Source organism: Micromonospora lutea, from assembly GCF_016863535.1.
Lineage (GTDB): Bacteria > Actinomycetota > Actinomycetes > Mycobacteriales > Micromonosporaceae > Micromonospora > Micromonospora lutea.
This window is the reverse complement of record NZ_BOPB01000010.1, coordinates 177,298-191,594: the sequence shown is the minus strand read 5'-3', so window position 1 is coordinate 191,594 and position 14,297 is coordinate 177,298. Positions and strand designations below refer to the sequence as shown.

The window sequence follows — 14,297 nt, the reverse complement described above, 5'->3', positions numbered from 1 at the left end:
GCGACCGATGACAATCCACAGTGGCATTGACGGGGGAATCATGCGTTCACTGAAAAGGACATGGCGGCGTTGGGCCGCCGCCGCGACCGCCGTGGTCGTGATACCGGCCGCGGGCCTGCCGGCATCGGCGCCGGCCGGCGCGGCCGAGCCGGAACGCCCGGCGGCACCGGCGGCCTTCACCGCGCCGGACGAGGCGCTGGGCAAGGCGTGGCGGAAGTCCACCGACGTGCTGGTGACCGGGGCCGGCGACACCGACGGTTACCACCTCTACGTGGCCCGGGAGTCCGACGCCTTCGGGTGGTCGACGCTGGCCACCCTGACCTCCAGCTCGATCGCGGTCGGTCCGTGGACCGGCGCCGTCTGCGTCACCGGCTCCGGTCGGTACGCGGTCGCCGTCTTCGCACCCAAGAAGGCTGCCAACAAGCCGGAACTTTCCCGGGCCGGCGCCCTGGCGGCGGTGGTGGAGATCGCCACCGGCAAGGCCACTCATGTGGCCACCGGCGTCGAGTTAGCCTACTTCAACCCTGCCTGCGGTCCGGGCGATCGGGCGCTGCTGACCCGATCCGTGGGCGATGACTTCGCCGTCGCCACCGAATTGCTCACCGTCGACGCCGCCGAGGGCCGGGTGACCCGAACTCGCCGCGTCGACGGCCAACTCACCACACCCGCGCCGGCACCGGACGGTGACTACGGCATTCTCGGCGGCCAGCTGGTACGCGTCGAGCGGACCGGCCGGACCACCCGACTGGCCCAGCCGCAGGGCCAACCGTTCGCCGTGCAGGCCACCGCCGGAAGCGGCATCGACCTGGTGAGCGTGGACGGTGAGCAGGCGGTCGCCCAGCGGTTCCGCGACGGGCGGCTGACCGTCACCGCGACCGGCCCCCGGGAGCGGCTCCAACTGTTCGGCCAGCGGGGCGGACGCAACGTGCTGGTCGGGCAGGCCAGCATGCGTGGCAGCATGCCGGAGCTGAGCGTCCTGCCGGCCACCCGCCAGGTACGCGCGCTCTCCGCCGAGGGCCACCTCGTCGCCGAGGAGGTACTCACCCAGCAGAGCATGCGTTCGGTCGGCCAGCCGCTGCGTCCGGCGGACCCGGCCGACGCCGGTGATCTCCGGGTGGCGGTGCGGGCCACGGTCAGCGGGCGGCAGGCCGTCCACACGCTGGACACCACGCTGGCGCCGAAGCTCGACGTCGAACTGGGTACCGGTGCGGTGCCGCTTCGCACCGCCACGGCTGCGGCCGACATCGGCACCCCGACCTGCGCGATCCCGCGCAACGACCCCCGGGTGCAGCCCCTGCAACCCAGCCCGGACATGGTCGAGTGGGCGGTCAACCAGGCGGTGCACGGGCGGCTCAACGTCACTCGTCCGGCGAACTACCTGAAGGCGGGCCTGCCGGCGTACCAACCGCAGGGCCTGTTCCCGCTGCGCCAGCTCGCCGGCGGCGGGCGGGTCCCGGCCCAGGTCATGCTCGCCGTCCTGGCCCAGGAGACGAACCTTTCCCAGGCGTCGTGGCGGGTCGTTCCTGGTGACACCGGAAACCCCTTGATCGCCAGCTACTACGGCAACGGGGACAACCTCGACGTCATCGATTTCAGCAAGACCGACTGCGGGTACGGCATCGGTCAGGTCACCGACGGGATGCGGGTGGACAGCAACCTGTTCACCGACACGCAGCGCCGAGCGATCGCGGTTGACTACGCGGCCAACATCGCCGCCGGGCTCAACATCCTGATCGAAAAGTGGAACCAGATGAACAGCGAGCTCAACGCGAACCAGAGCTACATGAACAACAATGACCCGACCTGGGTCGAGAACTGGTTCCTCGCCGTCTGGGCCTACAACAGCGGCTACTACCCGTACGATCGCCGCAACACGGACCTGCAGAAGGGCCGGTTCGGGATCGGCTGGTTCAACAACCCCGCCAACCCGAGGTACCCGGCCAACCGGGCGCCCTTCCTGCGCGAGACGATGGCCGACGCCGAGCGGCCGAACGAATGGGCGTACCCGGAGCGAATCATGGGTTGGGTGGAGACGCCGCAGCTCAAGGGCTTCCCGTTGATGTCGGAGGCATACTCCCACCCGGAGTACGGCGCTAACTCGCCCGACTACCCGCCCCGGTTCACGAAGGTGCTCTCGATCCCGGACCGGTACGCGTTCTGCTCCGAGGTCAACAGCTGCTCACCAGCCACCAATGGCTGCCCAGCGGATTCCGAAGCCTGCTGGTGGCACGGCGTGGCGAATTCGGGCAACTGTCTGCTGGGGGAGTGCGCTCGGGAGAAGCTCAGCTACGGAGCCGGCACCGCCGAACCCGGGGTCAAACGCATCTACCCGCGTAACTGCGAGACGTTCACCGGCGACAAGAACGGCAACCGCAACCGGAACAAGCGGATGTCGATGGTCTACTCGCTCAACGACACCGGGCAGTACAACCTCGGGTGCGACATCGGCGCCACCGATGGCAAGTTCACCATCCGGCGTGGTTCACCGGCCGGCGGTCCCACGGCGCCGTACGCCGACATCGACCTGCACCAGATCGGTGCCGGCTACAAGGGTCATATCTGGTTCACGTACGTCAACAGCAGCAATGCGAACCGCCGGATCGTCGGGTCGTGGACACCGAATCTCGACCTCGTCCCCGGCGAGCGTGCCCGCTACGACATCGTCGCGCACGTACCCAGCCACGGTGCCGACTACCATCACGCGGAGTATCTGATCACCACCGGTACGATCGGGGAACAGCGGACCTGTGTGCTCGACCTCGCCCAAGAGGCGGGTTGGGCGCTGCCCGGCGGCATCCCGAACCCGAATCCCGCCAACCTCGGCGAGGACAAGTGGGTGTACCTGGGCTCGTACGAGTTGGGTCGGGGGGCGCAGGTGCAGCTCAACAACGTCGGGACGGTCCTCACCCGGAACTTCGACGCGGTCGCCTTCGACGCCATGGCGTTCGTGCCGATCGGCAGCAACCCGGGTCACTCCTGCGGCGACGGCTACTGACGGGTCCGGGCGCACCGGCCCCGCCGTCCGCCCCGCCTCGGCACCAGCACGGTGCCGAGGCGGGGCGCGCTCAGTCGCTGCGGCGGCGTCGTTGCAACGCCACGCCGGCGGTGACCGCACCGACCACGAGCCCGGCCGCCGCGGACGACGGGACGGCGATCTTGACGGCCCGTCGACCGGTGCGGAAGTCGCGTACCTCCCAACGGGACCGGCGGGCCTGACGCAGCAGCGCGGTGTCCGGGTTGACGGCCACCGCCCGGCCCACCAGGGAGAGCATGGGCAGGTCGTTGGCGGAGTCGCTGTACGCGGCGCAGCGGCTCAGGTCCAGCCCTTCCACCGCGGCCAGCGCGCTGATCGCCTCGGCCTTGGCCGGTCCGTGCATCAGGTCGCCGACCAGCCGTCCGGTGTAGACGCCGTCGATCATCTCGGCGACCGTACCGATCGCACCGGTCAACCCAAGCCGGGCGGCGATCACGCGGCCGATCTCCACCGGGGCGGCACTGACCAACCAGACCCGTTCGCCGCTGTCGAGGTGGCGCTGTGCCAGCCGGCGGGTGCCAGCCCAGATCCGGGGGGCCATGATCTCGTCGAAGATCTCCTCGGTGAGCCGTTCGACATCCTCCACCCGCCAGCCCTCGACGAAGGCCAGGGCGGCCTCCTTGGCCTGCGACATGTCGCCGGCGTGTTCCCGGGCGAGCAGCCGGAAGCGCAGCTGCTGCCAGGCGAACCGGGCCAGGTCGCTGGCGGTGAAGTACTTGCGCGCGGCGAGCCCACGGGCGAACCAGTAGATGGAGGCGCCCTGCATCATCGTGTTGTCCACGTCGAAGAAGGCCGCTGCGCTCGGGTCGGGTGCGGCCGGGGGAGCCGGCTCGGCCTGTGCCCAACCAGCGATGTGGCCGTGTGCGTCGGTGCTGACGGTCACCTTGCGGCTGCGCGCCATCCGCCCCCCTCACGTCGCCGTCACCATCGCGAGAGTAACCGGCGGCCGGGCTCCAGCCGGGTGCCCAGGCGCATCCCACAAAGGGTGGAGGTCCGATTCCGGCCGACCCGAAGCGCGCGACCGGTCAGGAACAGGTGGCGGGGATCGGACCGAGCGGGTCGCTGCTGGCGGTGACCTGCTGGCCGCAGGCGATAGCGGCGCGTGTGGCGTTGACCCGCTCGACGACAGCGTCGAGCAGCGCCAGTGATTCGCCTGTGCGCAAGCGATCGGCCCGGGAGCCCCGGCCCTCCAGCGCGCCCAGGGAGCGCCGTTGTTGGTTGAGGAACGCGTCGACCGCGGCCAGCGCCGCTGGATCCGAGCGCTGCGCGGCAGCGCCGGTGAGCAGGCGTACGCCCTGTCGGGTGTCCGCGTCCATGTCGTCCAGTACGGCACGGTAGCCGCTCTGGCCGTCCCGCAAGGTGGCCGCCTCGGCCAACCGGGTGCGGGCGAAGTCGAGGAAGAGCTGTCCCTTGCTGATGTCGGAACTGGTGAGCGCGAGCTGGGCCCGTTCGGTGCTGCGCTTCATCCCGTACAGCGCGTCACCGGGTACGGCGTTCTCACTGGCCGCGGAGATGCCGGAGACGGCCACCGCTCCGGCGGCGATACCGATCAGGATCGCTCCGCGGGCGCGGGCCCGTCGGGCGGTGACCGCAGGCAGTAGTGACCCACGACCGGAAGCGGCCTTGTCGACCGGTCCGGCGACAGGCGCGCCGACACCCTCACGAGCGGCGGTGGCCAGCAACATCGCCCGCAGGCCGGTGCGGAACTCCGGGTCGACCTCAACGGTCGGCGGGTTGGTCCCGAGTTTTCGGCCGAGCGTGACGAGCGGCACAAGCCCGTCGTCGTCCCTGGATCGCACGTGATGACGTCGGCCGCCGTTGGCTTCGTCGAGAAGCTGCGCGAAGCGCTCGGCGCGCCGACGGGAGAAGAGGGCGTTGTCCACCGTGGCACCTCCTCTCGCTGGTCACGGCCGGTCGGCCGCGTTCACCACCAGCGACCGATGACCTCGTGACACCACGGCGGATGGCCGTCGTCGGCACCGTCGCAGGTCACCCCGAGGGCTCCCGGACTGTCATCGGTCGCACCCGGAGAAACGCGCCGCGCCGGGGGCGGGTTACGGCCCGGCCCGCGCCGAAATTACGCAAAGTGATCGTGTCCAGGTCGGCGGAGCCCAGCAACCGGTCGGAACCGGCCGCCATCGTGTCGGCGTGCGAAGGTCACGGCTGGAAGCCGTCCGGGAGCAGTCGTGCCAGGGCCCGGACCGCTCGGTACTGGAGTGCTTTGATCGCGCCCTCGTTCTTGCCCATCGCCCGGGCCGTCTCGGCCACCGAGAAGCCCTGGAGAAAGCGGAGCACGATGCACTCCTGCTGCTCGGGATTGAGACGCTTCACGGCGCTCAGCAGCGCGACATTGGTGATGTGCTCCACCACCGCCGCCTCCGGGCTGCCCTCCGGGCCACGGTCCTCCCGATCGGCGTCGAGGACATCGCCGGTGGTCACCTCCAGCCGGTACCGGCCGGATTTGAAATGGTCGGCGACCAGGTTGCGCGCGATGGTCACCAGCCAGGCACCGAGATCCCGGCCCTGCCAGGTGAAGCTACCGATTCGCTTGAGGGCGCGCAGGAAGGTGTCCGAGGTGAGATCCTCGGCGAGCTGTCGATTACCGACCCGGAAGTAGACGAAGCGGAACACAGTGTCCACATAGCGGTCATAGATCAGCCCGAACGCCTCGGCCTCACCCGCCTGGGCACGTTCGACCAGGGCCCAGACCTCGGTGGCCGGATCGGACGGATCGGGGCGGCTCGGGAACCCGGTCGAGCTGCCGGTCGCCTCGGTGACCGCCGGAAGTACCGCGGTCTCGGTGGTGGATACCTCGGCGACCGGCGCGTCCCCGCTGCGTCGAGCCTGGGCCGGCATCGTCGGTCGGCTCGGGGAGGCGACCCGCCCACCTGGGGGTTTCGCGTTTCCCCCGGGCACGGATGGTCGATGCGGCGGCTCGTTCTGATGAGGCCGGCTGCCTACCCGGCGGGCGGCGCCGTCGCCCCGGACAGCGAGGTTGGCCGACGCGTCCGGCGCGCCGTGGGCGCCGCCGCGTTCGTTGATCGGAGTGCGGGCGGCGGGACCGGTCAGACCGACCGGCCGCTCGGCGAAGCCGAAGGTGGTCATCGTGCCGCCTCCGTTCCGCCGGTGGCCGCCGAGCCGGCAACAACCGTTCGTTCGGTCGTTGCCCTGTCGGGCAGGGTGGCTCCGGGGTGTGCCGACGGGCGGCAAATCCCCTTGAGGTGCTGGTCCAATGCGCTCAACGGCACGGGGGCCTCCTCGGGCTGAGGGGTGTCGACTCACGGCAAATGGGGTGAGCCGACCCGAGTGATGATAGGGCCAACGTCACCCGCGCGTGGCAAGTCCGTTACACAGGGCCGAAGTATTCACCGACGTGTCGCAGGACTGGCGGACCGGTTGTCCGTCGGGTGTGGTTGACAACCGACGGTCCGCGTGATCCCCAGTGGAGTCGCTGTTCCTGCTGGTAGGGGGCGGTATCGCGGCTGGCGCTCCGGCTCGGTCGAGGTTGACGTCACCCCCGGGAGCGGACACCTGCGGTGCGCTTGTCGCCGCACCCGTTCCGCACCGTCGGTGATGTCGTCAGGTTCCGTCGACGGGACTCGCCGCACCGTCCTGGACGGTTGACGCCTTCACCTGAGGCGGGGTGGCCGGTGGCTCGCGGGCATGGCCGCGCCGATCGGGCTGTGCCAGACTCAGCCACCGTGCAGGATCCTGACTCAGTCACCGGTCACAGTCTCGCCGATCGCGTCCGCCGGGCGGCGGAGCTGCACGCCGACAAGCCCGCTCTGCACTGGCAGGATCAGACGATCACCTGGTCCGAACTGGACGAGGCGGTGAGCGGGGCGGCCCGGGCTCTGGCCGACGCGGTGCCGGGGGCCGACGCGACCCGGCCGGGTGCGCGGGTCGTCGTGGCGCTGCCCAACGTGCCGGAGTTCGTGATCAGCCTGCTCGGCGTGCTGCGGGCCGGCCTGACGGCGGTACCGGTCAACCCCGGTCTGACCGCACGCGAGCTGCGACACGTCCTGACGGACTCCGGTGCGTCGGTGCTGATCGGTACCGAACGGATCCGGGACCTGTTGGCGGAGCTGGACCTGCCCGGGCTGGTCGCGGTGCACACCAGTGCGCCGACGACCGGTGGCGACCGGACGTTTCCGACCCGGGGCGCCGACGAGCTGGCGATGCTGCTCTACACCTCGGGCACCTCGGGCTGGCCGAAGGGGGCCATGCTCTCGCACCGGGCCCTGGCGGCCAACCACGAACAGATCGGCCGGATCGAACCCCCGGTCGTCGGCCCCGACGACACGGTGCTGCTGGCCCTGCCGCTGTTCCACGCCTACGGACTGAACACCGGGCTGGGTGCGGTGATCCACCATGCTGCGACCGGGGTGCTCGTCGACGATCCGGGACCTGACGGGGCGCTCGCCGAGATCGCCCGGCACCGGGCGAGCGTGCTGGTGGGCGTACCGTCGATGGTGCAGACCTGGTCCCGGGCGGACGCCGACAGCATCGCCGCGGCGATGGTCGCGGTGCGGCACGTGGTCTGCGGCGCGGCGCCGCTGGAGCCGGCCGACGCGGCGCGCTTCACCGAGGCCGCGCGTCGCCCGGTGCACGTCGGGTACGGCCTGACCGAGACCGCTCCGGTGCTCACCTCGACCCTGGTCAGGGGCGAACCCAAGCCTGGATCGATCGGCCGCCCGCTGCCCGGGGTCCAGGCGCGGCTGGTCGGGGCGGACGGTACGGAACTGTGGCGCGATGGAGTCGCCGCGCCGGAGGACGACCCGGACGAGATGGACCTCACCGACCCCGCTGCGGGCACCGACCCGGGCCAACTCGTGGTCCGCGGCCCGAACCTCTTCTCCGGGTACTGGCCGGACGGCGCAGGCGGACCGGACGCCGACGGCTGGTGGGCCACCGGCGACGTCGCGTACGCCGATGCCGAGGGCGATCTCTTCCTGGTCGACCGGATCGGCGAGCTGATTCTGGTCAACGGCTTCAACGTGTACCCGCGCGAGGTGGAACTGGTGTTGTCCACCCACCCGGCGGTGGCGGAGTCGGCGGTAGTGGGCGTGCCGAACCCGAGGACCGGGGAGACTGTCCGGGCGTACGTGGTGCCGGCGCCGCGGGCCGAGGTCGCTGGTTCCGAGCTGATCGCCCACTGCACGCGTAATCTGGCCAGATTCAAGTGCCCGACCGAGGTCGAGTTCGTCGACGTGCTGCCGCGCTCGGTGATCGGGAAGGTACGCAAGACCGTGCTCGGCACGACGGAGGAGACCGATGCGTGAGCCCCGCCTGACCCTGATCACTCGCCCCGGCTGCCACCTCTGCGAGGACGCCAAGGCGGCGCTCGACCGGGTGGTCGCGGTCACCGGCGACCGGTGGATCGAGCGGGACGTCAGCGGTGACGTGGAGATGGAACGTGAGTACGGCGACCGGCTGCCGGTGGTGTTGCTCGACGGCAGGGAACACGGCTACTGGCGGGTCGAGGAGGAGCGCCTGCTGCGGGACCTGACCACCCCGCAGCTCTGAGGCCGCCGCCGCCCGTTGCCGCCGGATAAGGTGCGGCGATGACCCCTGCGACCCCTCATCTGGTGTGGGACTGGAACGGCACCCTGCTCAACGATCTCAGTCTCGTGGTGGCCTGCACCAACGCGGTGTTCGCCAGCGAGGGCGGGCCGAGCGTCAGCCCCGACGAGCACCGGGTCCGGTTCCGCCGGCCGATCGCCGACTACTACGCGGAGGTGCTCGGCCGAACGGTGGACGACGACGCCTTCGGTCGGCTGGACAAGATCTTCCACGAGGCGTACCGGGTCGGTCTGACCACCTGTGAGCTGGCGCACGACGCCGTGGACGCGATAGCGGCCTGGTCGGGCAGTCAGTCCCTGTTGTCGATGTGGTTCCACGACGAGTTGGTGCCCACCGTCGACACGTACGGCCTGAGCGGTCGGTTCGCCCGCATCGACGGGCTACGGGCGCAGGTCGGCGGTGACCGTAAGGCGGAGTCGCTGGCGCGGCATCTTGACGCGTTGGGCGTCGACGGTCGGTCGGTGGTGCTGATCGGCGACTCGCTGGACGATGCCGACGCCGCCCTTGCCGTCGGTGCCCACGCTGTCCTCTACACCGGTGGATTCACCGACCGTTACCGCCTGCTCGCCTCCGGGCACCCCGTCGCCGACACCCTCACCGAGGCCGTGACCCTCGCCACCACCGTGACCGATTCGCCCCGTCGACCATGAAGGTGTCGCGCTCGAAAGCCGCGTGTCAGGGCGACAACTTCGTGATCGGCCGATGAGAAATGGGGCCGGCAGCTGCGTGTGATTGGTCAGAGAAGTCGGGATTGAGTCATAATCGCGCAGGTGCGCACGGCAAGGTGGTGATCGATCTTGTGGGATGGAGGAGTCGGTGAGGGCGTGGGCCGTGCCAGCAAGATCGCGATTTGTGCACGTCTTCACAAGCGCCTACTCTGTAGTTCCGACGCGCCCTGCTAGCACAGCCGGCAACATCGGTCGCCAGCGGGAGTCCCGAAACGGCCGACCGGTGGAGTTGGCCGAGGATCGCACCGCACGGAGTCTCATGAGTCAGCACCGTCACCCTGGCGCGCCCGGTCGCGCAGGTGCCGTACCGGCGCTCCCGGACCTCCCCGAGGCGACGGTGGCCCGACTCCCCGAATACCTCCGTGCCCTGCACAATCTCGCCGAAACAGGTCACGAGACAGTTTCCAGTGAGGGGCTGGCCAATGCCGCCGGGGTCAACTCGGCGAAGCTCCGTAAGGACCTGTCCCAACTCGGCTCGTACGGCACCCGGGGCGTCGGCTACGACGTCGGGCTGCTGATCGATCAGATCGAGTACGTGCTCGGGCTCACCCAGCGTCGGGCGGTCGTGCTGGTAGGGGTGGGTAACCTCGGTCACGCCCTGGCCGGCTACGACGGCTTCGCCAGCCGTGGCTTCCGGATCGCCGCGCTCCTCGACGCCGACCAGGAACTGGTCGGCGAGGAGATCAACGGCCTGGTCGTACAGCACATCGACGACCTGCCCCAGGTGGCCGCCGAGGAATCCATCGCGATAGGTGTCATCGCCACCCCGGCCGCCGCCGCGCAACGGGTGGCGGACCAGTTGGTCGCCGTCGGCGTGACGAGCATCCTCAACTTCGCACCGTGCGTACTCTCGGTTCCCGAGGGGGTCGACGTGCGCAAGGTCGACCTCGCCATCGAGTTGCAGATCCTGTCGTTCCACGAGCACCGCAAGGCATCCCTGACCGCGCTCCCCGCCGCCGGTGGGTCCGCCCTCACCGCCCTGCCAGGTGGTCTCGCGGTCACCGAGAGCCAGGAGGCGATCGGCACGTGAAACTCCTCGTCGTTGGCGCGTCCTACCGCACCGCACCGGTCGCCACCCTGGAACGGCTCGCGGTGTCACCCAGTGGGCTCGACCGCACCCTGGGGCACCTGGTCGCTCAGCCGTACGTGAGCGAGGCCGTCCTCGTCTCCACCTGCAACCGGGTCGAGGTCTACGCGGCGGTGTCCGGCTTCCACGGGGGCCTCGGTGACATCTGCGCCGTCCTCGCTGAGCAGGCCGGCTGCCAGCCGGCAGCGCTGGCCAACCACCTCTACGTGCACTTCGACTCGGCAGCGGTGGAACACGTTTTCCGGGTGGCCGCCGGCTTGGACTCGATGGTGATCGGCGAGGCGCAGATCCTCGGGCAACTGCGCGACGCGTACCACTGGGCCAGTGCGGCGGACACCGCCGGACGGTTGCTGCACGAGCTGATGCAGCAGGCCCTGCGGGTGGGTAAGCGGGCTCACTCGGAGACCGGCATCGATCGCGCCGGCCAGAGCGTGGTCACCGCCGCGCTGGGGCTCGCCGCCGACCACCTCGACGACGGCCTCACCGGTCGTCCCGCGCTGATCGTCGGCGCCGGGGCGATGGGCTCGCTGGGCGTGGCGACGCTCTCCCGGCTCGGTGCCGGGCCGGTGACCGTGACGAACCGGAGCACGGACCGGGCGGTCCGGCTGGCCGAGTCGTACGGTGCCACCGCGCGACCGATGGCCGAGCTGGCGGACACGCTCTCCGCGGTGGACATCGTGGTGGCCGCCACCGCCTCTCCGGAGCCCGTTCTCACCCGGGAGGTGGTCGCCACGGCGGCCGCCAGCCGCGACTCCGGGCGTGGCCCGCTGGTTCTGCTCGACCTCGCGGTACCGCGAGACGTCGGGCCCGACGTCGCCGAACTGCCCGGCGTCGAGGTGATCGACATCGACCGGATGGCGGGGCTGCTCGCCGACGGTCCGGTCGCCTCGGACGCCGCCGCCGTCGAGCGGATCGTGGCCGGCGAGGTCGAGTCCTTCCTCAGCTGGCTGCGCGGTGCCGACGTGGCCCCGACGGTCGCCGCCCTGCGCGGACGGGCCGACGACGTGGTCACCGCCGAGCTACGTCGGCTCGCGCAACGTCGTCCCGACCTCAGCGACGACCAGCGTGCCGAGGTGGCCCGCACGGTGCACCGGGTGGTCCAGCGACTGCTGCACCAGCCGACCGTCCGGGTCCGCCAGCTCGCCGCCGAACCCGGCGGTGACCAGTACGCGGCCCTGCTGCGCGAGCTGTTCGATCTCCAGGTCCCGCAGACCTCGCCGGTGGACACCGTGCCGGACATCACCCCATCCGCTGGAGGCGATCGATGAACGAGGCCCCACTGCGCCTCGGAACCCGAGGCAGCAAGCTGGCGATGGCCCAGGCCGGGCACGTCGCCGAAGCGCTCACCGCGCGTACCGGACGGCCCGTGGAACTGGTCGAGGTGGTCACCGCCGGCGACCGGTCCAACGCGCCGGTGCACCGGCTCGGGGTCGGCGTGTTCGTCTCCGCGCTGCGCGACGCCCTGGTCGCCGGCACGATCGACTTCGCGGTCCACTCGTACAAGGACCTGCCCACCGCGACCACGCCGGGGCTGCACATCGCTGCGGTGCCGCCGCGACAGGACCCACGCGACGCGCTCGTCGCCCGCGACGGGAAGACGTTGGCCGAACTCGAGCCGGGTGCGGTCGTCGGTACCGGAGCGTTGCGCCGGATCGCCCAGCTGCACGCGCTGGGCATGCCACTGTCGGTCACTCCGATCCGGGGCAACATCGACACCCGGCTGGCCCGGGTGCTCGGCCCGGACGCCGACCTGGACGCCATCGTCCTGGCCCGGGCGGGCCTGGCCCGCATCGACCGTGCCGACGTGGTCACCGAGACGCTCGACCCGATGCTGATGCTGCCGGCTCCCGCCCAGGGGGCCCTGGCGGTGGAGTGCCGGCTCGACGACACCGACCTGGTCGAGCTGCTTGCCATGCTCGACCACGCACCGTCACGCGCCGCGGTCATCGCGGAGCGGGCGATGCTGGCCACCCTGGAGGCCGGATGCTCCGCTCCGGTCGCCGCCTACGCCGTCGTCGCCGAAGGCGAGCCAACCGGCTCGGGCGTCGATGGCGACGATGTCCAGGAGATCTACCTGCGCGGGGCGGTGATCAGTCCGGACGGCACCCGCGATATCCGGCTGTCCCGCACCGGAACGCCCGCCGATGCGGCGGAGATCGGTAAGGCACTCGCCACCGAACTCCTCGACCTCGGCGCCGACTCGATCCTCGGCCCGCAAGGACACGACGGCCCGGGGACTCAGCAATTTGGGAGCACAGAATGACCCGCACCCGTAAGCCCGTAGGCCGTATCGCGTTCGTCGGGGCAGGACCCGGCGACCCGGGCCTGCTGACCCGCCGGGCGCACGACGCCCTGGTCGACGCCGACCAGGTGGTGTACGACCGGGGAGTCCCCGAGTCGCTGCTCGACGTCGTCCGAGCGGAGGCCAGGTCCGACGCCCAGTTCACCCCGGCCGAGGGAGCGCCGGGCGACGTGGCCAAGATCCTGATCTCGGCGGCCCGTTCCGGGCAGAACGCGGTGCACCTGGTGGCCGGCGATCCGTTCGGCCACGACTCGGTGGTCAAGGAGGTGCAGGCGGTGGCGCGAACCGCCGCGCACTTCGAGGTGGTTCCCGGAGTCGGCCAGGCCGAGGGAGTGGCCACCTACGCGGGCGTGCCGCTGCCGGGCGTACGCACCGCTGCCGACGTCGAGGACGTCAGCACGCTTGACTTCGACGCGCTGGCGGCAGCCGTGCAGCGCGGTTCACTGGCGCTGGCGGTCGACGCCGGCGATCTGGCCGCGATCCGTGACGGGCTGCTCGCGGCCGGCGTGGACGGCACCACCGACGTCGGGGTGACCGGCGACGGCACCGGCGAGACGCAGTACACCACCACGTCGACCGTGGACTCCTTCGTCGCGGCGGCACTCGGCTTCACCGGCCGGGTCGTGCTGACCCTCGGCGAGGGTGTCGGCCAGCGGGACAAGCTCAGCTGGTGGGAGAACCGCCCGCTGTACGGCTGGAAGGTGCTGGTGCCCCGCACCAAGGAGCAGGCCGGCGTGATGAGTGCCCGACTGCGCGCGTACGGGGCGATTCCCTGCGAGGTGCCGACCATCGCGGTGGAGCCGCCGCGTACCCCGGCTCAGATGGAGCGGGCGGTCAAGGGCCTGGTCGACGGCAGGTACGCCTGGGTGATCTTCACCTCGGTGAACGCGGTGCGGGCGGTCTGGGAGAAGTTCGCCGAGCACGGTCTGGACGCCCGGCACTTCGGTGGCGTCAAGATCGCCTGTATAGGAGATGCCACCGCCGACGCGGTCCGCGCCTTCGGTATCCAGCCGGAGCTGATCCCCTCCGGAGAGCAGTCCTCCGAGGGCCTGCTGGCCGAGTTCTCGCCGCACGACGAGGTGCTCGACCCGGTCGGCCGGGTGCTGCTGCCGCGCGCCGACATCGCCACCGAGACGCTCGCCGCCGGGCTCACCGAGCGTGGCTGGGAGGTCGACGACGTGACCGCCTACCGGACGGTCCGGGCCGCCCCGCCGCCCGCCGAGATCCGGGACGCGATCAAGTCGGGCGGCTTCGACGCGGTGTTGTTCACCTCGTCCTCCACCGTGCGGAACCTGGTCGGCATCGCCGGCAAGCCGCACACGCGTACCGTTGTCGCTGTCATCGGACCCAAGACGGCGGAGACCGCGACGGAGTTCGGCCTGCGGGTCGACGTCCAGCCTCCGCACGCGTCGGTGCCCGATCTGGTGGAGGCGCTCGCCGGCTACGCCGTCGAGCTGCGGGAGAAGCTCGCCGCGATGCCGGCGAAGCAGCGCCGCGGTTCGAAGGTCCAGGGGCCGACCGCGCTGAGGTTCCGGTAGTCGTTCCGGCTCCGGCTGGTCGTCA

Annotated in this window: 11 protein-coding genes; 8 read left to right on the top strand and 3 right to left on the bottom strand. The window is 70.9% G+C overall.

What is annotated here, in order from left to right; all coding sequences use genetic code 11:
- The first annotated feature begins 40 nt into the window (after positions 1 to 40).
- On the top strand, positions 41 to 2,995 hold the full coding sequence (locus tag Vlu01_RS11305; RefSeq protein ID WP_239095835.1) for a hypothetical protein: 2,955 nt from the start codon (positions 41 to 43) through the stop codon (positions 2,993 to 2,995).
- Positions 2,996 to 3,065: 70 nt separating this feature from the next.
- On the opposite strand, the gene Vlu01_RS11300 is transcribed toward Vlu01_RS11305, so the two are convergent.
- The 3 genes from Vlu01_RS11300 to Vlu01_RS11290 form a co-directional block, all read right to left on the bottom strand.
- Complete coding sequence (locus tag Vlu01_RS11300; RefSeq protein WP_203997385.1) at positions 3,066 to 3,935, bottom strand: HAD family hydrolase; 870 nt, start codon at positions 3,933 to 3,935, stop codon at positions 3,066 to 3,068.
- A gap of 124 nt (positions 3,936 to 4,059) precedes the next feature.
- A complete protein-coding gene (locus Vlu01_RS11295) occupies positions 4,060 to 4,917 on the bottom strand; it encodes a DUF5667 domain-containing protein (RefSeq protein ID WP_203997384.1) in 858 nt (285 codons plus the stop codon).
- A 274-nt stretch (positions 4,918 to 5,191) separates the two neighbouring features.
- On the bottom strand, positions 5,192 to 6,139 hold the full coding sequence (locus tag Vlu01_RS11290; RefSeq protein WP_203997383.1) for an ECF subfamily RNA polymerase sigma factor, BldN family: 948 nt from the start codon (positions 6,137 to 6,139) through the stop codon (positions 5,192 to 5,194).
- 596 nt (positions 6,140 to 6,735) lie between these two features.
- Between Vlu01_RS11290 and Vlu01_RS11285 the strand changes: the two genes are divergently transcribed.
- From Vlu01_RS11285 to Vlu01_RS11255, 7 genes are all read left to right on the top strand, one after another.
- Positions 6,736 to 8,316 carry an AMP-binding protein gene (locus Vlu01_RS11285; RefSeq protein WP_239095834.1) on the top strand — a complete coding sequence of 527 codons (1,581 nt, stop codon included), beginning with the start codon at positions 6,736 to 6,738 and terminating at the stop codon, positions 8,314 to 8,316.
- Positions 8,309 to 8,560, top strand: a complete 252-nt coding sequence (locus Vlu01_RS11280; RefSeq protein ID WP_203997379.1) for a glutaredoxin family protein — start codon at positions 8,309 to 8,311, stop codon at positions 8,558 to 8,560. Before Vlu01_RS11285 ends, Vlu01_RS11280 begins: the two co-directional genes overlap by 8 nt.
- A gap of 38 nt (positions 8,561 to 8,598) precedes the next feature.
- The gene (locus tag Vlu01_RS11275; RefSeq protein ID WP_203997378.1) at positions 8,599 to 9,267 is read left to right on the top strand and encodes an HAD family hydrolase; all 669 of its coding nucleotides are present in this window, start codon (positions 8,599 to 8,601) and stop codon (positions 9,265 to 9,267) included.
- A gap of 337 nt (positions 9,268 to 9,604) precedes the next feature.
- Positions 9,605 to 10,375 carry a redox-sensing transcriptional repressor Rex gene (locus Vlu01_RS11270; RefSeq protein ID WP_203997377.1) on the top strand — a complete coding sequence of 257 codons (771 nt, stop codon included), beginning with the start codon at positions 9,605 to 9,607 and terminating at the stop codon, positions 10,373 to 10,375.
- A complete protein-coding gene (locus tag Vlu01_RS11265; protein ID WP_203997376.1) occupies positions 10,372 to 11,700 on the top strand; it encodes a glutamyl-tRNA reductase in 1,329 nt (442 codons plus the stop codon). Before Vlu01_RS11270 ends, Vlu01_RS11265 begins: the two co-directional genes overlap by 4 nt.
- Positions 11,697 to 12,695: a hydroxymethylbilane synthase gene (gene hemC, locus Vlu01_RS11260; RefSeq protein ID WP_203997375.1), complete on the top strand. Its 999-nt coding sequence runs from the start codon at positions 11,697 to 11,699 to the stop codon at positions 12,693 to 12,695. Before Vlu01_RS11265 ends, hemC begins: the two co-directional genes overlap by 4 nt.
- Entirely contained in the window at positions 12,692 to 14,272 is a 1,581-nt protein-coding gene (locus Vlu01_RS11255; RefSeq protein WP_203997374.1) for a bifunctional uroporphyrinogen-III C-methyltransferase/uroporphyrinogen-III synthase, read from the top strand. The genes hemC and Vlu01_RS11255 overlap by 4 nt, the downstream gene beginning before the upstream one ends.
- The last annotated feature ends 25 nt before the right edge of the window (positions 14,273 to 14,297 follow it).

Coding starts and splice junctions, on each gene's coding strand:
- Vlu01_RS11305 (WP_239095835.1), top strand. CDS start 41: ATGCGTTCACTGAAAAGGACATGGCGGCGTTGGGCCGCCGCCGCGACC.
- Vlu01_RS11300 (WP_203997385.1), bottom strand. CDS start 3,935: ATGGCGCGCAGCCGCAAGGTGACCGTCAGCACCGACGCACACGGCCAC.
- Vlu01_RS11290 (WP_203997383.1), bottom strand. CDS start 6,139: ATGACCACCTTCGGCTTCGCCGAGCGGCCGGTCGGTCTGACCGGTCCC.
- Vlu01_RS11280 (WP_203997379.1), top strand. CDS start 8,309: ATGCGTGAGCCCCGCCTGACCCTGATCACTCGCCCCGGCTGCCACCTC.
- Vlu01_RS11275 (WP_203997378.1), top strand. CDS start 8,599: ATGACCCCTGCGACCCCTCATCTGGTGTGGGACTGGAACGGCACCCTG.
- Vlu01_RS11270 (WP_203997377.1), top strand. CDS start 9,605: ATGAGTCAGCACCGTCACCCTGGCGCGCCCGGTCGCGCAGGTGCCGTA.
- hemC (WP_203997375.1), top strand. CDS start 11,697: ATGAACGAGGCCCCACTGCGCCTCGGAACCCGAGGCAGCAAGCTGGCG.
- Vlu01_RS11255 (WP_203997374.1), top strand. CDS start 12,692: ATGACCCGCACCCGTAAGCCCGTAGGCCGTATCGCGTTCGTCGGGGCA.